This is a genomic window from Bradyrhizobium sp. B025, from assembly GCF_042257955.1.
GTDB lineage: Bacteria > Pseudomonadota > Alphaproteobacteria > Rhizobiales > Xanthobacteraceae > Bradyrhizobium > Bradyrhizobium diazoefficiens.
In genome coordinates this window covers 8,591,716-8,613,380 of sequence record NZ_CP170150.1, presented here as the reverse complement: position 1 = coordinate 8,613,380, position 21,665 = coordinate 8,591,716, and the positions used below count along the sequence as shown (strand labels likewise).

Here is a 21,665-nt window from a genome sequence, read left to right as displayed (position 1 = left end):
ATCTCGCGTGTGGAGAGAGGCCCCTCACCCCGACCCTCTCCCCGTAAGAACGGGGAGAGGGGGAATTAGCACAGCGTGTCCCACCTTATATCGTCCCGATTCCGCGGATTGCCAGCGTCGCTGCGCCAAGGACCGGACAAAGGACTGCGCCAAGTCGCCGGGTTGTTGATCGCCCCCGTGTATGCTTTAGGGGCGTACCCCGCCGCCGGTCCAGCCTGATGCTGTTCAATTCCTACCCGTTCATCCTGCTGTTCCTGCCGGCTGTGCTGGCCGGGTACTTCTGGCTCGGGCGGCGCGGAAATCTGACCCCGGTGATCTGGCTGGCGGTCGCCTCGCTCGCCTTCTATGCCATCGGCAATTGGCAGTTTGTCGCGCTACTGCTGGCGTCGATCGCCTTCAACTACGGTGTCGGCTATCTCCTGATTGCGGCGGAGCTCATGCCAACGCAGCGCCGGGCGGCGCTTGCCCTTGGTGTCGCCGGCGACCTCCTCGTGCTCGGCATCTTCAAATATGCGGGCTTCGCCGCCGACAATCTCAATGCGCTGCTCGGCACGCATGTCGCGGTCCACATCCTGCTGCCGGTCGGCATCTCCTTCTACACGTTCACCCAGATCGCGTTCCTGGTCGATGCCTATCGCGGCCAGGTCGCGCGTTATGCCTTGCCGCATTACGCGCTGTTCGTGACCTATTTCCCGCATCTGATCGCGGGGCCTATCCTCCACCACAAGGACATGATCCCGCAATTCGAGCGGGAGGAGTCCAAGCAGCCGCACGCGCATCTGATCCTGTGCGGAATCATCATCTTCGCCATCGGCCTGTTCAAGAAGACCTGCCTTGCCGACGGCATCCAGCCCCTGGTCGCGCTCGCCTTCGACGCGCGCTCGCCGAGCTTCGACCAGGCCTGGTGTGGTGCGCTCGCCTACACGTTCCAGCTCTATTTCGACTTCTCCGGCTATTCCGACATGGCGATCGGGATTTCCCTGATGTTCGGCATCTTCCTGCCCGTCAACTTCAACTCGCCGTACAAGGCTGCGAGCATCGTCGAGTTCTGGCGCCGCTGGCACATGACGTTGTCGCAATTCCTGCGCGACTATCTCTACATCCCGCTCGGCGGCAACCGCCGCGGCCACGTGCTGCGCTATGTCAATTTGCTGATCACGATGGTGCTCGGCGGGCTCTGGCACGGCGCGGCCTGGACATTCGTGGTGTGGGGCGCGCTGCACGGCGCCTATCTCTGCGTCAATCACGCCTTCAGCGCGCTGGTGCAGACCATCCCGTCGCTTCATGCGCGCCCGGTCCGCATCCTTGGTGCCGCGCTGACCTTCCTCGCCGTCGTCGTCGCCTGGGTGTTCTTCCGCGCCGAGCGGGTCGATTGGGCGTTGCGGATCGTCAGTGCCATGGCTGATCCCTTGAACATCGTCCTCGGCCGCGAGGAGATCGCGGCGCTGGTGCAGGTCGCGATCTATGCGGCGCTGGTGTGGCTGGCGCCGAACACGCAAGGAATCATGGGCTACGATCACGGCAATCGCAGGGTCGGCGAAAGCTTGCGGGCAGGGCGCATGCGGCCGCTGTTCCTCTATGGTGCATCGCTCGTGCTCGCATTCGGGCTTCTGGGCATCCAGAGCCACAGCGAATTCATCTACTTCCGGTTCTGATGCGGGGATCGTTCACCAGCGTGAGGCGCCTTCTCCTTGCGAGCGTCGCGTGCGTGCTGGGCGCCGCGGCGCTCACCTTTGCCGTCGATCCCCTGCAACTGTTCCGCCCGTCGCGCCTCGTCGCGCCGTTCTATTCCGACGACACGCGCATGCAGAATGCCGGGCTGATCCGCAGCCAGTCGTTCGACACCGCCTTCATCGGCACCTCGCTCGCGATCCATTTCCGCCAGAGCGACATCGACCGCGCGCTCGGCGTCCGTTCGCTCAAGCTGGCGATGACCGGGTCCAATTCGCGCCAGCAGGGCTTTGTGCTGGAGCAGGCGATCGATCGCGGCGCCCGGCGCGTGATCTGGGCGATGGACGATTTCAGCTTTGTCGATGCGGCCGGCATCGAGGCCGATCCCTATCTGTCCGTCGATCTTTATCGGAGGACGGCCAAGGGGATCGCGGCATATCTGTTCAGCGGGCCGATGGCGAAGGAATCCCTGTTCGCGCTGCTGCGGTCTGTCCCGTCGCTGAGGGAGCCGCTGAGCCGTGCGGCGCCGTTTCTCCCCGTCAAGTTCGCGCTGTCCGACGTCGACGACATCTACGCGCTGCCACGGGATTTCGACGTCGCGCGCGCCTACAACGCCGAGAGGACACGCGCCGCCTTCGCCTATATCACCGATCCGGTGCGCAGCAGCTTTCTCGGCGAGGGCTACGAGCGTGACGCCATGATCAGGCATTTCGAGCGTGACGCCGCCAGCCTGATCACGCGCCATCCGGACGTGACCTTCGACGTCTACTTCCCGCCCTATTCGATCCTGCAATTCGTCGCGATGCGCGATGCCTCACCGGCGACGCTGACCATCGTCACCGATCTCACGGCCCGCATCGCGCAGCGCCTGACGCAGCTTGCCAACGTGCGCCTCCACGATTTCCGCGCGATCAAGGCGGTGACCCACGACCTCAACAATTACGGCGACGTCATCCACCATTCGCCGGCCGTGGACGCGATGGTGTTGAAATGGCTGGCGAGCGGGGAATACCGGGTCGATCCGAAGGCGCCGCTCGCGTCGCTGGAGGAGCTGAAGGCGCAGGTCGAGGCGTATCGCGTGCCGCAGCCGTAGCCCGCAAGAGCGAAGCGATATGCGGGACCTTGCGCAGATCCCGGGTGTCGCTTCGCTCACCCGGGCTGCAAGACTGCAGCTGTGATGGTCAGCAGTAGCCAAAAACCCCGCTGTCGTCCCGGCGAAGGCCGGGACCCATAACCCCAGGGAGGAATTTGGCGAAGACTCGTAGTTAAAGAGTCTTCTCGTGGTACGCACACCGTGCGTCACTGATAGATCACGCGGTATGGGTCCCGGCCTTCGCCGGGACGACAGCGGTGGCTTGCGCCTACGCCGCCACCTCTTCGCCGAGATACGCGACCGCCGCCTCCAGCCCGCCCTTGCCGTGCGGGATCTTCAGCGCGTTGAGGCCGATCTCGACCACCCCCAGCGTGCCGAGCAGCATCGGCGCGTTGATGTGGCCCATATGGGCGATGCGGAAGGCTTGTCCGGAGAGGTCGCCGATGCCGGTGCCGAGCACCACGCCGCACTTGTCCTTGCAATAGCGTTGCAGCACTGCGGGATCATGGCCGTTGCTCATGGTCACCGTGGTCACGGTGTTGGAGCGCTCGCTGGCTTCGGCGATGTTGAAGCCGAGCACCTGGCCTTCCGTCCAGGCGGATACCGCGCGGCGCGCGGCTTCGCCGAGCAGGCTGTGGCGGCGGAAGGCGTTTTCAAGCCCTTCCTCGTGCAGCAGGTCGATCGCCTTGCGCAGCGCGAACAGCAGATGCACCGGCGCGGTGCCGGCATATTTGCGATAATTCTCGGTGCCCTCGCGCTCGCTCCAGCTCCAATAGGGCGTCGACATGTTCGCCTTCTTGTGCACCTCGAGCGCGCGCGCATTGGCGGAGACGAAGCCGAGGCCGGGCGGCGTCATCAGGCCCTTCTGCGAGCCGGACATCGCGACGTCCACGCCCCATTTGTCCATCTCGAACGGCATGCAGCCGAGCGAGGCGACGGTGTCGACCATATACAGCGCGGGATGACCGCTCGCCTTGATCGCCTTGCCGATCGCTTCGATGTCGTTCTGCACGCCCGAGGCCGTATCGACCTGGACAACGACGACGGCCTTGATCCTGTGCTCCTTGTCGCGGCGCAGGCGCTCCTCGACCTCGTGCGGCCGCACCGCGCGACGCCAGTCGCCCTTGAGCACCTCGACCTCGGCACCCATCAGCGCTGCCGCATTGCCCCAGCCGATCGCGAAGCGGCCGCTCTCCAGCACCAGCACCTTGTCACCGCGCGACAGCACGTTGCTCAGCGCGGCTTCCCAGGCGCCATGACCGTTGGCGATGTAGATGTAGGACTTGCCCTTGGTCGCAAACAGTTTCGAGATGTCGCTGAGCAGGCTCTCCGTCAGGTCGAGCATCTCCTTGGAGTAGATGTCGATCGCCGGACGATGCATCGCCCGCAGCACCTCGTCGGGCATCGTGGTGGGCCCGGGGATGGCCAGAAATTCCCGGCCCGCGCGAACGGTCATTGCTGTTGGTCCTTGTTGCTGGAGGACAGGCTGGTGGGTCGCTCGAGTCGTACTTTTACGCGCTGCTGGAAGCCAAGAAAAGCACGCAAAATGCAGGGCTGGGTTATCGTTTGGTCTCGCGGCAGCCGGCGGCTTCCGCCTCCTCCACCGAGCAGAACCAGCGGGTGCCCTTGCTGATCTTCATCTTGATCTGGGTGTACCAGCGGCTGGTCGGCTGGTGATAGATGCACTCGCCGGCGGTGTTGACGTTGCCCTTGATGGTGCAGTCCGGCGAGGGCGCGACCGGCCCCGAGGCCGAAGCGAGCAGCACGGCATGCGCTCCCTCCGGCGGCTTGGTGGCGCCCAATATCGTCGTCTTCTTGTTGCGCACGCGCCAGTCCCAGGGCGCAATGAAGGCGCCCTGCCACATGCCGGCCTTAGCCTCACGCGCGGCAGCCTCGTCGGCGTCGTAATCGTGCGAAACGCGGGTGTAGGACAGCGCCCAGCCGCTGCGCACCAGCCATTTCTGGATGTCCTCGCCGCCGACCTCGCAGCGCGCCACGGTGCGGCCGCGCCGGTCGATCGCGCGGGCATGACAGACCCAGTTCTTGCCCTCGGTGTATTTGGCGAGCTCGTCGCGTGCCGCGATCCCGCAGGTCCAGCGCTCGGTATGGGTGTTGAGGCAGAGCTGGTCGGACGACGGCGCGTCGATGCCGCCGAGCCGGACCCTCGTGTTGCCGATCACGACGGAATCGCCGTCGCGGACCTTTGCGGTGCCGGTGATGTCGGCGGCCTGGGCGAGCGTCGGGGCGAGCAAAGACAGCGCAAGCAGGAATTTTCGCAACATGCCGGTCCAGTGTTCAGGAAAATCTCGATAATCCGCGCAATTGTGGTCGGCTTTTGGCCGCCCGGCCAGCGCTTGCCTAACGATTAAGCTTTCAACTTCCCGTCATTGTCGTGGACGCCACTTACCCTCCCCTGGAGGGGGAAGACACGTTACCCCCGCGCCATCGCCCGCTTCGCCACCGCCAGCGCCATCAGCACGAACGCCGACGTCACCTCCGGTCCGCCCACCAGGATCCGCGTCGGTGTCTTCATCTTGTTCCATTCATAGGCGCGGAACGGGCCGCGGCGGCCGCCTTCGCCCAGACTCGCGACGATGACATTCAGCGCCGGCGCGAAGGCCCGCGGGTCGGCGCCGAGATGGCCGAGCGCGATCAAGGCGAGTGCGGCGTCGAACACGTTCATCTCGGCGGCCATCAGCTCGCCCTTGACGTAGGAGAGCACGCGGTGGCGGATGAAATCGAAGTCGCCGTCCGGATCGATCGCCGCCTGCGCCGCCAGCGGCAGCGCGAGGAAGGCGGCATAGCAGCGGCCGAAATAGGCGCTGTAGAGTTCCGGCAGGTAATAGATGTGCGAGCGCGGATTGGCGAAGGCGCCGCTGGCCGCGAGCCGCTTCTGGAAGCCGATGATGCGATGCACGGTCGCAAGCCGGGCCGGCGTCTCCAGAATCTTCCAGCGCACGAGGTTGCGGAAGCTGACCTCTAGAATGTCGAGATTGAGCGTCGGATCGAGATCGTTGCCGTAGGGCCGTTCGCCCCTGAGATTGTCGATCCAGGTCGCGACCCCGCCCTCGTAGTCGATATTGTCATTGAGCGGCACGGTCACGCGCGGCTCGTTGACGCCGGCGCGCACCTGGTAACTGCTGTAGAAATCCAGCAGCGGCTGGTCGATGATCGGATCGGTGCAGCCCGCCTGCGTCGCCGCCGAGATCGAGCAGGCCGTGGTGTCGCAGTCCGGCACATAGACGCCGAAGCCGAGATCCTGCTTGATCTGGGCGAAGAAGCGGGAAAAGCGCGGATGTGGCGCGGGCGCGAGCGCGGTGATGACATTGAAGCGCGCACCGTCGGTGCCCTCGACCTCCTCGCGGCTGATGTTGACGCAGAAATCGACCATGTCGGCGATGGCGCGCTCTGCCGCCGTCTTGTCGGCCGGTGAAGCGAGCCCGGTCTCAACGAAGCTGAGCAGCGCTTCAATGAAGAACGCATCGTAATAGGCCGAGCGGTGGCGGATCTGCACCGGCTCCCACATCGGCTCGGCGATGCCGGTCCAGGGCGGATTGACCACGGCGGCTGCCTTCGAGCGCGCGATGAAGACGCGGGCGAGATTGAACAGCAGCGAGGAGTTCTTGTAGCCGCGCGCGTTCAACCCGGTGAGCGCCATGGTCAGCTCGCGTCCCCGGAAATCAGGGTCGCCGATCAGGTTGAAGGCGGCATAGGTCGGCAGGAAACCGTTCTTGCGGTACGAGCCGAGCAGATGCTGCGCGCAGTCGCGGATCACGCCGTCGATCTGTGAAGCCTGCGGCATGGCGCCGACGAACAGCGCCGGCGGTGGCCTCGGATGGTCGAGCCTGATGCTGTCGACGAGATCGGCGACGGGCTGGCCGACCGCCGCCCAGTCCGGCTCGGCCTCGTCGCGGGCGCGGGTGAGTGCCTCGCGCAGCCGGGTGAGCTTGGCCTCGTTGCGCAACTCGGGCAGCCCGGCCCGCCGGAGCAGCACCCGCAGCGCGGGATTGCCGAGTGCGGTCTTGTAGAATTTGGCCAGATGCGGATCGCCGCTGGCGGGGCCTGACAATACGGGATCGCAGACGTCGTAAAGCGAGGGGCCGTCCTTCCGCGCCGTCAGCGCCCGGCAGGCGGCGCCGGCAAAATAATGAAAGCTCATGAAATACCTGGTCGCGGGGCCTTGGTCGGGGACGGCCGGTGCGCTCCCATCTGCGCACCACCCCTGCAAGTCTTTGAAAAAGCTACCCGGATTCGCAGGAAAAACAAATGTGATGGCAGTCACGGAAAAAGTCGGCACGAGGGCTGCATGATCAGAGCCTGGAAGGCTACGGGAATACCAAAAACGGAGAAATCCAGGTCAGGTAATTAACTAACATCTTCAGCGACTTAGCTCAAATTTTGGGCAATCTATTGCGGGACACCCTATATCCCGTTAAAGGTTTGTTTGGTGCGGCGCCGCAAATTGCGCGCAATTCGGGGGCACTCCCCCGGCCAATCCCTCAAACCTAAAGACGCTATCGCGCTACTCAACCTGTATGCGCGCGCGTGGCCGGTCTTTGGCACTGACAGGAATGAAGCGAGATGAATGTAAGGCAGCTCGACATTTCCCGACGCACGATTGCGGTGGCCGCAGCCCTCATCGGCACGGTCTCGCTCGTGATCGGCGCCCATGCTGCCCTCAACATGCGCGCGCTCGATGCCGCCAAGGCTGTTACGACCGACCAGGTCACCGGGTCGATCGGCCAGGCCTCCCGGCTCGCGCTCGTCATCGGCAATGGACATTATCCCGACGCCAACGCGCCGCTGACGCAGTCGATCAACGACGCCCGCGCGCTGTCCTCGACCCTGCGCAAGAACGGCTTTGACGTCGACATGGTGGAAGACGCGACCAAGGACGACATGGTCCGCGCCGTCAACCGCCTGAAGTCCCGGATCAAGCGCGACACCGTCGTCATGCTGTTCTTCGGCGGCTACGGCGTGCAGGCCGGCCGCCAGAGCTACATGCTGCCGATCGACGCCGTGATCTGGAAGGAAAGCGACGTCCGCCGCCAGGGCGTCTCCATCGACGGCGTGCTCGACATGATGAAGGAGCAGGGCGCCAAGGCCAAGCTCGTCGTCGTCGATGCCTCCCGCCGTAACCCCTACGAGCGCCGCTTCCGCTCCTACAGCCACGGCCTCGCGCCGATCAGCGCGCCCGACAATGCGCTGATCCTCTCCTCCGCTTCGCCCGGCAAGGTCGTCGACGACGGCAAGGGCGAGCACAGCGTGCTGGTGAGCGAGTTGCTCGGCAACCTCGCTGCGCAGGGCAGCGCCGAAAGCGCCTTCAACAAGACCCGCGTCGCCATCTCCCGCGCCTCCGAAGGCGACCAGGTCCCGACCGTCTCCTCCTCGCTGCTCGAAGACGTTCATTTCGGCGAAGCCGGCGGTTAGTTTTTCCCGGCGATTGTAGGGTGGATTAGCGAAGCGTAATCCACCACTTCTCTCTCAGAGCGGAAAGCAAAGAGGTGGATTACGCCTTCGGCTAATCCACCCTACGATATGCGTGTGTAGCGCACATCTGCCCCTACACCGTCCTTGCGAGCGCAGCGAAGCAATCCAGAATCTTTCCGCGGAAAGACTCTGGATTGCTTCGTCGCAAGAGCTCCTCGCAATGACGATCGTGGCTGCTACTTCGCCGCTTCCGCGGCCATCACCGGGCGCACGGGATCGCCTTCGCGGAGCAGCGCGCCGGCGCGAGCGACGACGACGTCGCCTTCGTTGAGGCCGTCGCGGACCTCGATATTGCCGCCCGACATCAAGCCGATCTCGACGCGCTTGGTCTCGACGCGGTTGCGGCGGATCACCTGCACCACGGTGCCGGCGGACGAATATTGCACGGAGGTCAGCGGCACCGCGACGTTGCAGCTCTGCCCGGTCTTGATCAGCGCGCGCCCGCTCGCATTCAGCAGCAGCCGCTTCTGCGAGGAGATGCCGATATAGACCATGCCCTGCTGGATGTTCGGCTCGACGGTCGGCCCGATGCGGCGCACCTTGCCGTCGATGTCGCCGGCGCCGGCGATACGCACGGTCGCCTGCTGGTTGACTGCGAGCTTGCGCATGTCGGTCGTCGCCACGAGGCCGACGAGATCGTATTCGCTGCGCGCCACGATCGTGAACAGTGCCTCGCCCTTGGCCGAGGCGAGGTTGCCGATCTGCGCGGTCGAGGTGGCGATCACACCCGCGACCGGCGCGGTGACCTGAAGCGTGCCGCCTTCGGGCAGCGCGAGGCGCGCCAGCACCTGGCCGGCGGTGGTGGTCTCGCCGGCTTCCGCCAGCACTTCCGTTACCTTCAGGCCTGGACGTTCGGGCCGCACCGAGGTCTCCTCGCGCGCGATGATTGTGCCGGTGGCCTCGACGATGTCGGAGAAGCAGGATTTTGCGACCTTCAGCACTGTGACGGCCGGCCCCTTGGGGGCGTCGTCATCGGCGGCTCCGGCCGGATATTGGCCGAAGACGAGCACTGCGGCGATGGTTGCGGGAAACAGGGCTCGAACAGCGGCACGGGGCAAATGGCGCATCGGAAATTCCACGGGGGCTATGCCTCCAATCGATAGCAGATGGCAGCGGCAAGGACTACGGCAGCGTTGTCCCAAAGCGGGATGCCGCGCCGCCCGGGCTGCCGCGGCAAGTCTTTGATTAGTCGCGGGATTGGAGAACAGGTTCGCTCGCCGCCGGGCAGGGCGCGGCGGCCGCACAGCTCGTGGTTCGAGATGGGGTGCGACGGTTCTGCCTGGCTGCCGGTCAGCTTCGGCGATCGCCGAGCAGCTTGCCGGAGGAACGGTCGATCAGATGCAGCCGCGTGCAGGCCGGGCAGGGTACGGACACGTGCGTGCGATCGGCCGGCTCGTCGCCAAGCCGATGCTGCACGTTCATGCCGGTCTGGGGGCACTTGAAGACAATATGACGGTCCATGACCGTCATATGATGAAAAGCCCCGGACTTTGAAATTACGGATGATTACTTAGGCCGGCCGCGGCCCCTCACGGCAGGCTCAGGAACTCCACCCAGTTCGGCTTCTTGCCGGTGGGGTAGGATTTCAGCTTGCTGAGCGCGCCGCTGCTCTGGTCGATGGCATAGACCGTCATGCCGTCGGACAGCTCGCCGACCGCGGCGAGGTAGCGGCTGGACGGATCGATGTTGAAGCCGCGCGGCTGCTTCTCGGTCGGCACGCTGCCGACCGTGGTCAGCTTGCCGCTGGCCGCATCGACCTTGTAGGCGGTGAGCGTATTGGTCGTGCGCTCGGAGGCGTAGAGGAAGCGCCCGTCCGGGGTGATGTGGATGTCGGCGGCCCAGGGTTTCCCATTAAAACCCTCCGGCAGTGCGGTGGTGCGCTGGATCTCGTCCCATGCGCCGCTCTTGGCCTCATAGGTGAAAGCAGCGACATCGCCGTTCAGTTCGTGGATGAGATAGACGAACTTGCCGTTCGGATGGAACACGAAGTGCCGCGGCCCCGATTTTTCCGGCACCTTGTAGTTCGGCGGATCGCTCGGCGTGAGCGTACCGGTCGTGGCGTCGAACGCGAAGCTCAGCACCTGGTCGGAGCCGAGATTGGTCGCGAACACGAAGCGGTTGTCGGGCGAGGGCAGGAAGGCGTGCGCGTTCAGCCCGGTCGGGATCACCTGCTTCGGCTCGCCCACGACGCCGTTCGCGGAAAGCGGATTCAGCGCGACCTTGTTGCCGCCATAGGAGGCGCTGAACAGGACCTTGCCGCCGCGGTCGGTTGCGATGTTCGCCATGCTGTCGGCGAGCGGCCCGTTGCCGATATGGCTGAGCTGGCCCGTCTTGGGGTCGATCGCAAAACTCACCGCCTGGAACGGCTGCGAGCGGACGCCGGCAATCAGCACGCCGTGGTCGGGTGTGATCGCGAGCGGCGTCGAGGAGCCCGGCTTTTCGACGCCCGTGAAGGCGGCGGTCTGCACCGGTGTCATCTCGCCGCTTTCGGACAGCTTGAACACGCTGATGTCGTTGCTGTCGGCATTGCCGACATAGGCAAAGGTCTCGGCCATGCCGGCGCGAACTCCCGAAATGAGGGCAAGGAAGGCGAGGGTGGTGGCGATCGCAGCGCGGGGCGTTTTGGATGCGACGCAGCGTGTCGGTCTCGGCATGGGCGTTCTCCTCGGGGCCAGTGCGGCATTGTCGTTTTGTCGCAGAGGATAGCGGCAGGCGCCTCGCCGCACCAAATTCCAAATGAGATCGATCGATGCCGAAATGGTATCGGTTGCGTCGCGCCGAAGGCGGCTACCGCACCGCGGCCGTCAGGTTGCGGAAGTGCAGATTCGGGCCGGCGGGATGGTCGGGCGGCCCGAGCACGGTCCACACGACGACCGCGAGCAATGCCGAGGTCAGGATGGTCCAGGCGACGAGTCGTTTGCGCATGGCGAAAATCCGTCGGTCGAATGTTCGATGCGCCGGGGCGCGTGCGAACCATCGTGCACTGCAAACGGCCGCGCCTCTATGAACTCGTTCACAGCCCAAGGGGATGAAAGGGTCCGCGGGATGAGGATGTCGTGGCAAAGCGCCACACCGGTTAAACCGATCGCAAGGTCTCTCCGACAAACTTGAACAGCGCTGCGCTTCCTCTGCTCCATCTCAGGCCGCAGGGCCACATGATCGCTAGGGAACGGCAGCCCCCTTCCCGCCGTTACCCCTGATCTCGCGGGCGGAGGACGCCAAAACGGAGGCTGGCACGTGTTTTGGATTTATTGGGACACCGCCTGGTCGCTGATCATCAGCGGCATCATGTTCGCCACCATCGTCACGCATCCCGACGCCGAGTTCGTCGAAGTGCACGCGGCCAAACGGCTGATGTGAACTTTCGTCCCGACCGGGATGCTGTTCCCCGATCGCCGGCTTCGCCCGAGGGTGACGTCTGCGGTCCGAGGTCCGGTTTGGACTCGCCTCCGCTTCCGGACCTCGTCCCGCCGGGATCGCTCACTGCATGGTTGCAGCGATCTTCTCTGCCGACATCAGCACCGGAAAGTTGGTGTTGGCGCATGGCACCACCGGGAAGATCGAGGCGTCGACGACCCGCAGACCCTGGACACCCCTGACGCGGCCCTGGTTGTCGACCACCGCCATCGGATCGTCGGCCCGGCCCATGCGGCATGAGCACGAGGCGTGCCACACGCCGATGGTCGCCTTGCGCACGAAGGCTTCAAGCGCCTCGTCGTCGTTCATCACGTCATCGAAGGTGAAGCCTTCGACCACGAAATTGTCGATCAGATAGTGACGCAGCGCCGCCGGCCCGTCCATGAGCGCCGCCGCGATCCTGGTCAGGATCTTGTTCCTGGTGTTGACCACGCCGATCTTGCGGACCTTGTCGGTATAGGCGGCCGGGAACGGCTTGTCCGTCACCTTCCTGACGATTTCGCTCATCTGCACCGCCGCCATCTTGCGGAAGCCGCTCATCAGCCGATCGAGGTCGCGCCGGTCCGACAGCAGGTTGAACTCGACGATCGGCTCTGCGGAAGGGTCGCGCGAGGCAAGCTTGACCTGTCCGGTCTCGGAATAGGTCTTGTTGACGAAGGTCAGCAGCGAGCCGATTTGCGCGCCGACCGCGTGCCAGGCCGATTTGCTGAGCACGACGACGAACATGTCGCCCTTCGGCACCCCTGACAGCCCGGACGAATAGCGCAGGCCAAGCTGCATGTGGCGCCTGGTATGCTCGTTCATGCGCGCGCCGCGGCGGACAAAGGACGACAGCGAAATCGAGGGATGATCCATCAGGCGCTGGCCGACGCCCGGCAAGCCCGTCAGCACGGGAATCCCCATGTCCTTGAGGTGGCCGACCGGGCCGATACCGGCGCGGAGCAGATGCGCCGGCGAATGGATGGCGCCGCTGGAGAGAATGATCTCGCGTCCGCGGAATTCCTGCTCCCGCCCGTCGACCCTGGCCTTCACGCCGACGCATTGCGTGCCTTCGAACAGCAGCTCCCGAACTTGCGTGTTGGTGGAGATCGTGAGGTTGGCGCGCTTGCGGGTGTCGCGATCGAGATAGCCCATCGCGGCGGAGACGCGCTGCTCGGCCTGGTTGGAGTGCGTCACCGCGAAATAGCCGTCGACGAACTCGCCGTTCTGGTCCGCCACGAATTGATGACCGGCCTGCTGGAAGGCATCGGCGAAGGCCTGCGAATGCCGTGTCCAGTGCTCCCGCGGAATCCGGCGCACCGGGATCCGGCCGTCCTTGCCGTGATACGGGCCGTCGAAATCGAGGTCGCGCTCGACCTTCTTGAAGAACGGCAGCACGTCGTTCCACGTCCACCCTTCGGCACCCCGCGCATCCCATTCGTCGTAGTCGGTCGGCGCGCCGCGGTTGGCCATCTGGCCGTTGATCGACGAGCCGCCGCCGAGCACGCGCGCCTGCTCGTATTTGCGCAAGGGCGGACGCGCTTCGTTCGGATTGTTGTGGCTGACGACCTGCGTCGTGACCTTCAATTCCGTCCAGTGGAAGCGCGGATCGAAATAGGCCGTGCCCGGATAGCTGTCCCTGATCTCGGCCGGCTCGTTGCCGGGTGGTGTGTCCTGTCCGGCTTCGCAGAGCAGGACCTTGTTGGCACTCTTTGCGGAGAGCCGGTGGGCCAGCACGGACCCCGCCGAGCCGCCGCCCACGATAATGTAGTCGTACACGATTGGCGTTTCCTCTTGTTCTTGTGCTCAAGAGGTTAGCGCGGATTTATTTCGAGGTCACGCCACGGCTTTTGTTGGTGGCGCCATGAGGTCTGCAGGGTGGGACGATGCCGCGGGGCGAGACGGACGGCGGGTGTGCGCCGTCTCGCTCGATGAACCCTATTGCAGCACTTTCGGCATCACGATGACGACGTCCACCTGCTTGTCCAGCACCTGCGATGCGACCGCGGCGATGTAGGGCGAGTAGCTGTCCTCGATGTCGGACGCGACCTCCGCGTTCCCGGCGAAGGCGTAGAGCATCGTGCCCTCGATATTGTCGAAGCGGATGCCCGCGAAGACGCGATCGAACGTCTCGGCGCCGACGATGCCTGCCATGAGCGCCTGGATAGCCTGGTCCTGGACGAGTGTGAGCTTCATCATGCCGATGAGATATGGACCATCTTCCCGGATACAAGATGCGCAGCAACGATGCCGGCCTGTTCTCATTGCCCGGTCGGTCTCACGGCGTTGTCGTGCCGCCGTTTCAGCCCGCGGGCCTGGCAGCGGTCTGCGGCAGCGGCGGCTTGCGCTCCGGAAGCTTCTTTTTCGGCGGCGCCGGCAGCAAGCCTTCCCTGATCGCCTGCTTGCGAGCGAGCTTGCGGGCGCGGCGAATGGCCTCGGATTTTTCGCGCGTCTTTCTCTCCGACGGCTTCTCGTAGGAGCGCCGCTGTTTCATTTCCCGAAACACGCCCTCGCGCTGCATCTTCTTCTTCAGGACACGAAGCGCCTGGTCGACATTGTTGTCGCGAACAAGTACCTGCAATTGTGTCTCCTCGTCCGGCTGCGAAATACGGCAGTCCTGCACGCAGCCGATTGCGCAGGAGCTTCATTGCGATCGTGAGGATGACAGTGACGGCGATCTTCAGCGCCGGCCTCGAACACGCGAGCTGCTTGTCGCCGCGATACAGTTCGGGGACGACGTGAACACTCCCGGGCCGCCGTGTCAATCGATAAGGCCGCCGCGCGCGTCAATTCGCCACCTGAAGCCTATTCCGGGCCGCGCGAGAGGTGTTTTCACCGTCATCGCCTGCGCAAACGGCGCTTAAGCCGCGGCCGCCTGCGCCGACAGCAACCGCTTCAGCTTCGCGGCCGGGACGGCCGGGCTGAACAGCCAGCCCTGCATCTGGCTGCATCCGAGCTGGCGCAGCACCTCGCGCTGCGCCTCGGTCTCGACGCCTTCGGCCGTCGTCGCCATGCGGCGGGCGGCGGCCATGTGCACCACGGCCTGGACGATCGGAGAGGAGTCCTCGGGCTCGCCGATGTCGCTGATGAAGCTGCGGTCGATCTTGATCTTGTCGAAGGGGAAGCGGTGCAGATAGCTCAGCGACGAATAGCCGGTGCCGAAATCGTCGAGCGCGATGCGCACGCCGAGCTCGCGCAACTGCTGGAGGATCGTCAGCGCCTCCTCGTCGTCGCGAATGAGGACGGTTTCGGTGACCTCGAGCTCGAGCCGCCCGGGCGCCAGGCCCGATTCGGCAAGCGCGGCGGCGACCTTGAGCGCCAGCGTCTTGGAACGGAACTGCACCGGCGAGACGTTGACGGCGATGTGGATATCGCCGGGCCAGGAGGCCGCCTCCGTGCAGGCCTCCTTGAGCACCCATTCGCCGATCTCGCCGATCAGTCCGGTGTCTTCCGCGACCGGAATGAAGTCGGCGGGCGAGACCATGCCGCGCTCCGGATGGTGCCAGCGCAGCAGCGCCTCGCAGCCGGTCACGACGTTGGCCGCGAGGTCGACCAGCGGCTGATAGTGCACCTCGAACTCGCCGCGCGCGAGCGCCTGCCGCAGATCGAGCTCCAGCTGCCGGCGCAGCCGCGCCTTGGCGTCGTATTCGGGCACGAAGACGCGGAAGGTGCGGCGGCCCTCGGATTTGGCGGCATACATCGCCAGGTCGGCGCGCTTGAGCAGGTCGTCGAGATTGTCGCCGTGGTCGGGCGCGATCGCGATGCCGATGCTGGCATCGGTCGGAACCTCCTGGCCCTTGCAGTTCACGGGCGCACGCAATGCGTTGAGGATCGTTTCCGCCAGCGCCGTCAGCTCGGCCTGGTCGCGGGTACCGGCCTTGACGATGGCGAATTCGTCGCCGCCCAGCCGCGCGACGAGGTCGTTGCCGCTGACGCAGGCGCGCAGGCGGTTCGCGACCTGGCGCAGCAGCTCGTCGCCGACCTCGTGTCCGAGCGAATCGTTGACGCCCTTGAACTCGTCGACGTCGATATAGAGGATCGCGAACGGCTTGCCCTCGGCAAGCTCCGCCACGCGGCGTTCCAGATGGCCGCGCATCAGCACGCGATTGGGCAGGTCGGTCAGCGCGTCGTAATGCGCCATATGCGCGATGCGTTCGTCGGCGCGGATGCGCTCGGTGACGTCGTCGTGGGTGGCAAGCCAGCCGCCGGCGGCGCCGGGCTGGTTCTTGATCTCGATCAGGCGGCTGTCGGCGGTCTCGACGATCGTGCTCTGGGTCCGTCCGACACTGCCCAAAATGCCGTCGCAATAGGAATCGACGTCGCCGTCGAACGACCCGGTGTCGTGGCGATGCTGGATGACGTCGCGGAAATAGGCCCCGGGCTTCACCACGTCGGTGGACAGGTGGTACATCTCGATGTAGCGCCGGTTGCAGACGATCAGCCGCTCGTCCTGGTCGAACATCAGAAGGCCCTGCGTCATGGTGTTCAGCGCGGTGTCAAGCCGCTGCTTCTCCAGCGAGAGCCGGCGGGTCACCTGGCGGAAGATCAGGAACAGCGTCAGGACGAGCAGGCCGATCGACAGCACGGCCACGGTGACGAAGAATTTCGTTTGCGTGCGCCAGGTGGCGAGCGTCGCGTCCAGCGACCTGGTCGCAACGATCACCAGCGGCGCGCCGGTCAGGAGGCGGGAGGCGACGATGCGGTCCTTGCCGTCGATCGGGCTCGCGAGCTGCATCGTGACGAAGGTGCGCTCGAACACGGCTTTCTGCTCGGGGGAGCCGGTGTGGTAGTTCTGCCCGATCATCGCGTCGACATGCGGAATGCGCGCAAGCAGCTGGCCGTTCTGGTGGTGCATCGCGATCGAGGAATCGTCGCCGAGCCCCGTCGAGGCAAAGAAGGATTCGAGCTGGTCGGGCGTGATCGCGCGCGAGACCATGCCGAGGAATTCGCCATGGGGGCCGGAGACGCGCCGCGCGAACACGATCGCCGGTCCGTTGCCGAACCGTCCGGGCACGACCTCGATCTCCTCCTGCGAGGTCGGGTCGGATTTGAGGCGGTTGAAATAGCCGCGGTCGGCGACCGAGATGTCGGCGACCGGCCAGCGCCGCGACGAGTTGATGAGCGCGCCGTTGGCGTCGAACACATTGGCGCCGGCGACGTCGGACCAGCCGCTGGCTTTTGCGCGCAACGCCTCGTGCATGGCGAGGGTGCCCATCTCGCTGCGGAAGACGTCGGTGGAGGCGATGCCGTGGCTTTCGAGCTCGGCGATGACGCTCTTCTGGAGCACCGCGAAATCCGCGAACTCGCGGTCGAAATGGCGGGCCAGCAGGCGGACGGCACTCTCCAGGCTGTCGCGGCCGCTCTCGATCGCATTCTGCCGGAAGCGATCGACGGTGAGCGCGGTGCCGATGGCGGTTGCAGCCATCAGCACGAAGCCGCCGACGATCAGCCATGTCAGCGGCGCCCCGCGCCAACGGCGCAGCAGCGCGCGCATCCGCGCGGTCCATCGGATCGATGTGCCCATCCAGCCCTCCCGTGGGATGCAAGATGCAGCAAAACCGACAAGACCCCGTTACCAGTGAGGGTTACGAAAATATGAATCGGAACGGAATCGGGAGGTTGGCGCCCTGGCTGGCGGAAAGCCAGTCCGCAAGGCAAGTTACGCCTCGCCGCCCCGCCCTGCGGTTCTACTGTGCTTGGGGTTGTTTTCGCGTTTTTGTTTGAGCGCAGCCGCCCAGGGTCGGCGGAGGCCACATCTCACCGGCGGATCTCCCAGTTCAGCGCCTCCGCGTTGCCCTTGGCGAACATCGCCGGCACGTCGAACTTGCCGGTCTTGAGGTCATAACGGCATCTCCAGTCGGCCAGTCCCTTCACGGCGACGTTCTTCGGATGCTTGTCCATTTCGCCCGACAGCGAGATCAGGAGGTAGCGGTTGTTGGGCCAGTCAACGCCGAGCCAGCGATAAGCATCTTCGGTGCCCTTCATCAGATTGGCCGAGATGTGGTAGTCGAGCTTCATGTTCTTCGTGTCCGGCCGGCTGTGGAAATAGGCCCAGGCGAGGTCACTGAGCGACTTCTTCGTCGTGCTCACGAAGGCGCCGTTCTCGACATGGTAGAGAAACAGATCCTGCTCGCCCGAGCCGGTCTTCTGCATCCGCACCAGCCATTGCGAGTCGCTGGTGAAGCGGAAGCCGGCGCCATAGCCCTGCTCGGGCTTCAGCTCCGTCATCCGCTCGCCGTTCCTCGCCCAGGCCTGCCATTTGACGTCGAAATCCTTGCTGTCCTTCATGTACTGCTCGATCCGGGTGGCGCCGTCGGGCGAGGTGAAGGCGAGATCGGCATTGTCGGTGAGGATGTAGTCCGGCGGCGGGCCCGAGGCGGCAAGTGCGGGGGTGGCGGCGAGCATCACGGCAAGCGCCAGCCATGGCGCGGGGCGGCAGAATGCAGTCACGGGAAAAATCCTCAAAAAATAGGCCGCGATGCGGCCTCGATCATTTGACGCCGACGGGGCCGCGCCGGTTCATCCGTAGCGGGTGGGAACGGAGGGCGGTAATCCCTTCGACCGTCTTGCTGCCGTAGCCAAATCGGAGCAACTTGCCGTCATCGGCCGATTTGCCAGCAAGGGTCTGCTTTCTGATGATGACCGCTTCCAAGGCTTTCATTGCATTCTGCCTGCTCGCGGTGGTCGGCACCGTGCTGGTGATCGGCCCCACCGAGCTGCGCCGCCTGTTGCCGGGCGGGACGAGCACCGAGATCGCCGTCGCGGCCAAGCCTGAGGCCAAGGTCGGAGCCAACGCCGAAATCAAGACCGAACCTAATCCCGAGACCAAGGCAGCGCCGACGCCCGAAGAACCGAAGCTCGCGGCCGGCGCGCCGCCCGCGTCCGCCGCCGCGCCGAAGCCTGCGGGTCCACTGGCCGAGACGCAGAAGCAGGTCACGGCGCTGGCTGATCTCGTGCCGGTCAAGCCGCCGGTGGCCGCGACCGACGCCGGTCCCCGGTTCGACGTCGCGCGCATCGACGACCATGGCGAAGCGGCGGTGATCGCGGGCCAGGCCACGCCGGGCGCAAAGGTCGAGCTGCTGCGCGACGGCCAGCCGCTTGATTCGGTCGTGGCCGATGCGTCGGGCCAGTTCGTCATGACGCCGCCGCAACTTCCCGCCGGCAGCTACGAGCTGACCCTGCGCGCCAGGGCGCCGGATGGCACCGTCACGCAGTCCAGCCGCACCATGCCGGTGACGATCGCGGAGGCGGCGCCGCCGCCGGCGCGCGTTGCACCGCCCGCCGCCAAACTGGAAACGAAGCGGGCCGCGACGCCGGACGCGAGATCGGATGTCGTGGCATCCCTGCCGTCGGCATCGGACAGGCCCGCGGCGCGGCCCAGAATGATGGGCGCGACGAAATCTAGGGGCAGCATGGCGCGAGCGCCTGCCGCCACGACGGTCGCATCGGCGTCGCCGGGCGACGCCCTCAGCGGCACACCGGCGGAGGCGGGCGGCAGTCGGGTGATCTCCCGCGGCGACAGCCTGTGGGCGCTCAGCCGGCTCGCTTACGGCGACGGCGCCCGCTACGCCGTGATCTTCAACGCCAACCGCGCGAAGATCCACAACCCGAACCTGATCTATCCCGGCCAGACTCTCGTGCTGCCGCAAAAGGCGGAATGAGCGCGGCGCTTCTTCTCGCCGCCGCGACGCTTTGACCGTCGTACTCCCGGAACCTTTGGTTCCCCCGCGCGTCATGTGATGCGAGGTGGTGCGCGCTTGGCGCTGGAGGAGGGCCAAGGTGGTCAGGTCAGCGATCATGTCGGGATCACGGATGGGCCCCGTGCTGGCGGGCGCCGCCCTTGTCGTTCTGGCGGTGCTGCTGCCGAACAGGGCCGAAGCGCAGTTCGGGCTGCGCGGCGGGCCGCTCGGCGTCGCGCGGTTCGCCGTCGGCCACGTGATCGGCCTGTCGCGCCTGCGTCATGCCCGCATGGCGGTGCGAGGCGGCGGATACCGCTCCGCCGCGTTGCGGTCGCAGGATCCCCGCGGCGTCGAGAGCCGGCAACCGCCCAATCCCGCCATCCTGCGCGCGGTGCTCACGGCGCAAGCGGCGCTGTCGGGCTGGCATGGCGGCCGCCGCCCGCAGGGCTGGTGGCGCCACCCCGACGGCAGCTATGGCTGGGCCGGTCCGGTGTTCTGGCCGTTCGCCCATGACGATCTCGCCAATGCCGTCATCCTCGGCGATACGACCAGCATCTCGCTCTACGGCTACGGCGACATCTACGCCGCGCTGTTCTCGCCCTATGCGGCCAAGGAGCTTGCCGCCTACGCCGCGCCGCAAGGCCGGTTTGCGCGCAGGATTCCGTCGGCGCAAAACATCTGTGACGTCAGCGATCCCGCCGGCTTCCCCGCGGATCGCATTGCTGCCGCCGTGCAGCCGAACGAATTGCAGCGCACCGCGCTCGATGATCTCAGTGCCGCCTCGACGGCGGCGCGCAACAGCATTCGCGCGACCTGCCCGGCGCAGGTGCCTGCGACCGCATCGGAGCGCCTCGGCCTGATGCGCGAGCGCCTGGAGGCCATGATCAAGGCAACGGACGCGATAGCGCCGCAGCTCGCCAAATTTGTCGATCTGCTCGACGCGAACCAGAAGAAGAAATTCGACGCGCTGGGGCAAGAGCGTCTCGCCGCGCTTGCAGCGGGCCAGCACAAGGATGCGCAGGCAGCAAGCGCCTGCGCGGCGGACAGCGATCCTCGCTATGACACCCAGCTGCAGCGCCAGTACGAGCAGCTCGTGCAGCAGCAATGGCCCGTGGCCGACATCGCGTCCACGCTTCGCCTCGACGACATCGGCCGCGCCCGGCTCGACGTGCTCCAGGACACCACGCTGCGCACCATGGAGACGCTGAGCGCCTGCCCGGCCAAGCCCGCCGCGACACCGCAAGGCCGCCTCACGGCCGTGAAGGCACGGCTGGAGACGATGCTGCAAGCGGTGAACGGCGTTGCCGATGCGCTCGACGATTTCGAGGCGGACCTGAGCGACGAGCAGAAGGCCGGCTTCGAGGCGATCGGACCGAAGCGGGGGGCGTGACTATCCGCACGCCCAGTCGAACTTCATCTCCTTGAAGTCGAGCTGCGCATTGCCGCCGCCGAAATTGTAGCCGCCGAAATATTCCTCGAACTCGATGTAGAACGGGCTCATCTCCGGCACCGCCTGGCACGGCCGCATGGTGCCGCCGAGATGGTTGTGGGCGTGGTCCTTGCTCCAATCGTGCAGGCGAAAATTGTCGCGGCTCGGCACGCCGCCGACATAATAGTAATAGGGCTGATAGCCGGTCGGTGGGTTCTGGCGGACGTGCTCGTCCTGCGGGCCCTTGCCGGCATTGGGATCGCTCGCGCGCGGCGTCAAGGCGATCGCGCGGGTCTCGGCGAGATCGGCGCGCGGCGGCGCGGCGAACATCTTCCTGGCGTAGGGCGCGGCGGCCTCGAAGAAGGCGCAGGCGCCGCCGACATCCAGCCAGCGCGGCCGGTCGGCCGTCGCCAGCGCAAGCGGCGCCGGCGGCGTCGCGAAAGCGCCGTCATATTCCGCCTTGGTCAGCAGCAGCGCAGCATATTCGTAATCGAGAATGTCAGTCATGCGCGACAGGCGCGGATGCGAGGGGAGCGCCAGCACCGTCTCGCGGATTTCAGGATCATCGGGCGCGCCGCCGTCATTGTGATCGGGCGCGGTGGCGAAGAACGACACCGCGACGATGTCTTCGCCATGCACGCGATAATCGTCAGGCAGCAGAAGCGTAAACCCGTGCATCAGCGGATAGCCGGTGACGGGATCGAGCGGCCATTGCTCGGATGTGATGCCCGGCGGCAAGCCATAGACCCAGCCGTGGTCGCGCGCACGCTCAGTCGGACGGTCCAGCATCTGCAAGTCATAGGCGCGCGAAGGCAAGCCAAGCGACACGATCGTCTCCCATCCGGAGTGTGCCTCGTCGTTGAGGCGATCGTTAGTCGCGGGTTGGAGGGATGTGGTTCGTAGTGTC

At 65.6% G+C, this 21,665-nt stretch carries 20 protein-coding genes; 6 read left to right on the top strand and 14 right to left on the bottom strand.

Going from position 1 to position 21,665, the window contains the following annotated elements; genetic code table 11:
• Positions 1 to 218: 218 nt before the first annotated feature.
• The gene (locus tag ACE10W_RS40755) at positions 219 to 1,655 is read left to right on the top strand and encodes an MBOAT family protein (RefSeq protein ID WP_304549546.1); all 1,437 of its coding nucleotides are present in this window, start codon (positions 219 to 221) and stop codon (positions 1,653 to 1,655) included.
• Entirely contained in the window at positions 1,655 to 2,764 is a 1,110-nt protein-coding gene (locus ACE10W_RS40750) for a hypothetical protein (protein ID WP_304549544.1), read from the top strand. Before ACE10W_RS40755 ends, ACE10W_RS40750 begins: the two co-directional genes overlap by 1 nt.
• Before the next feature lie 268 nt (positions 2,765 to 3,032).
• Here the strand turns inward: ACE10W_RS40750 and ACE10W_RS40745 are convergent, their stop codons facing one another.
• The 3 genes from ACE10W_RS40745 to ACE10W_RS40735 form a co-directional block, all read right to left on the bottom strand.
• Complete coding sequence (locus ACE10W_RS40745) at positions 3,033 to 4,220, bottom strand: alanine--glyoxylate aminotransferase family protein (protein WP_304549542.1); 1,188 nt, start codon at positions 4,218 to 4,220, stop codon at positions 3,033 to 3,035.
• A 103-nt stretch (positions 4,221 to 4,323) separates the two neighbouring features.
• On the bottom strand, positions 4,324 to 5,046 hold the full coding sequence (locus tag ACE10W_RS40740; RefSeq protein ID WP_011083204.1) for a thermonuclease family protein: 723 nt from the start codon (positions 5,044 to 5,046) through the stop codon (positions 4,324 to 4,326).
• Positions 5,047 to 5,195: 149 nt separating this feature from the next.
• Entirely contained in the window at positions 5,196 to 6,923 is a 1,728-nt protein-coding gene (locus tag ACE10W_RS40735) for a hypothetical protein (protein ID WP_304549540.1), read from the bottom strand.
• 422 nt (positions 6,924 to 7,345) lie between these two features.
• Between ACE10W_RS40735 and ACE10W_RS40730 the strand changes: the two genes are divergently transcribed.
• Positions 7,346 to 8,194, top strand: a complete 849-nt coding sequence (locus ACE10W_RS40730; protein ID WP_011083202.1) for a caspase family protein — start codon at positions 7,346 to 7,348, stop codon at positions 8,192 to 8,194.
• Positions 8,195 to 8,430: 236 nt separating this feature from the next.
• Here the strand turns inward: ACE10W_RS40730 and ACE10W_RS40725 are convergent, their stop codons facing one another.
• From ACE10W_RS40725 to ACE10W_RS40710, 4 genes are all read right to left on the bottom strand, one after another.
• Entirely contained in the window at positions 8,431 to 9,321 is an 891-nt protein-coding gene (locus tag ACE10W_RS40725; protein ID WP_028175680.1) for an efflux RND transporter periplasmic adaptor subunit, read from the bottom strand.
• 223 nt (positions 9,322 to 9,544) lie between these two features.
• The gene (locus tag ACE10W_RS40720; RefSeq protein ID WP_165448133.1) at positions 9,545 to 9,715 is read right to left on the bottom strand and encodes a hypothetical protein; all 171 of its coding nucleotides are present in this window, start codon (positions 9,713 to 9,715) and stop codon (positions 9,545 to 9,547) included.
• A 68-nt stretch (positions 9,716 to 9,783) separates the two neighbouring features.
• Positions 9,784 to 10,908 (bottom strand): lactonase family protein, encoded by a 1,125-nt coding sequence (locus ACE10W_RS40715; RefSeq protein ID WP_304549534.1) that lies wholly within the window; start codon positions 10,906 to 10,908, stop codon positions 9,784 to 9,786.
• Between the two features lie 133 nt (positions 10,909 to 11,041).
• Positions 11,042 to 11,179, bottom strand: a complete 138-nt coding sequence (locus ACE10W_RS40710) for a hypothetical protein (RefSeq protein WP_156149861.1) — start codon at positions 11,177 to 11,179, stop codon at positions 11,042 to 11,044.
• A 312-nt stretch (positions 11,180 to 11,491) separates the two neighbouring features.
• Between ACE10W_RS40710 and ACE10W_RS40705 the strand changes: the two genes are divergently transcribed.
• Positions 11,492 to 11,614 (top strand): hypothetical protein, encoded by a 123-nt coding sequence (locus ACE10W_RS40705; protein WP_256380414.1) that lies wholly within the window; start codon positions 11,492 to 11,494, stop codon positions 11,612 to 11,614.
• 120 nt (positions 11,615 to 11,734) lie between these two features.
• Here ACE10W_RS40705 and ACE10W_RS40700 read toward each other — a convergent pair whose 3' ends face one another.
• The 6 genes from ACE10W_RS40700 to ACE10W_RS40675 form a co-directional block, all read right to left on the bottom strand.
• Positions 11,735 to 13,429, bottom strand: a complete 1,695-nt coding sequence (locus tag ACE10W_RS40700; RefSeq protein ID WP_271556328.1) for a GMC family oxidoreductase — start codon at positions 13,427 to 13,429, stop codon at positions 11,735 to 11,737.
• 159 nt (positions 13,430 to 13,588) lie between these two features.
• Positions 13,589 to 13,849: a hypothetical protein gene (locus ACE10W_RS40695; protein ID WP_038967442.1), complete on the bottom strand. Its 261-nt coding sequence runs from the start codon at positions 13,847 to 13,849 to the stop codon at positions 13,589 to 13,591.
• Between the two features lie 103 nt (positions 13,850 to 13,952).
• Positions 13,953 to 14,231 (bottom strand): 30S ribosomal protein S21, encoded by a 279-nt coding sequence (gene rpsU / locus ACE10W_RS40690; protein WP_011083197.1) that lies wholly within the window; start codon positions 14,229 to 14,231, stop codon positions 13,953 to 13,955.
• Positions 14,232 to 14,510: 279 nt separating this feature from the next.
• Positions 14,511 to 17,174, bottom strand: coding sequence for an EAL domain-containing protein (locus tag ACE10W_RS40685; protein ID WP_304549532.1), 2,664 nt, complete (start codon positions 17,172 to 17,174; stop codon positions 14,511 to 14,513).
• Positions 17,175 to 17,407: 233 nt separating this feature from the next.
• Positions 17,408 to 18,100 carry a hypothetical protein gene (locus ACE10W_RS40680; protein ID WP_304549531.1) on the bottom strand — a complete coding sequence of 231 codons (693 nt, stop codon included), beginning with the start codon at positions 18,098 to 18,100 and terminating at the stop codon, positions 17,408 to 17,410.
• Between the two features lie 40 nt (positions 18,101 to 18,140).
• The gene (locus ACE10W_RS40675; protein WP_304549529.1) at positions 18,141 to 18,311 is read right to left on the bottom strand and encodes a hypothetical protein; all 171 of its coding nucleotides are present in this window, start codon (positions 18,309 to 18,311) and stop codon (positions 18,141 to 18,143) included.
• Between ACE10W_RS40675 and ACE10W_RS40670 the strand changes: the two genes are divergently transcribed.
• Both ACE10W_RS40670 and ACE10W_RS40665 read left to right on the top strand, forming a co-directional pair.
• Positions 18,286 to 19,311, top strand: coding sequence for a LysM peptidoglycan-binding domain-containing protein (locus tag ACE10W_RS40670; protein WP_304549528.1), 1,026 nt, complete (start codon positions 18,286 to 18,288; stop codon positions 19,309 to 19,311). The genes ACE10W_RS40675 and ACE10W_RS40670 overlap by 26 nt on opposite strands.
• Before the next feature lie 136 nt (positions 19,312 to 19,447).
• A complete protein-coding gene (locus ACE10W_RS40665; protein ID WP_304553938.1) occupies positions 19,448 to 20,719 on the top strand; it encodes a Spy/CpxP family protein refolding chaperone in 1,272 nt (423 codons plus the stop codon).
• Here ACE10W_RS40665 and ACE10W_RS40660 read toward each other — a convergent pair whose 3' ends face one another.
• Positions 20,720 to 21,586, bottom strand: a complete 867-nt coding sequence (locus tag ACE10W_RS40660) for a hypothetical protein (protein WP_370205217.1) — start codon at positions 21,584 to 21,586, stop codon at positions 20,720 to 20,722.
• Between the last annotated feature and the right edge of the window lie 79 nt (positions 21,587 to 21,665).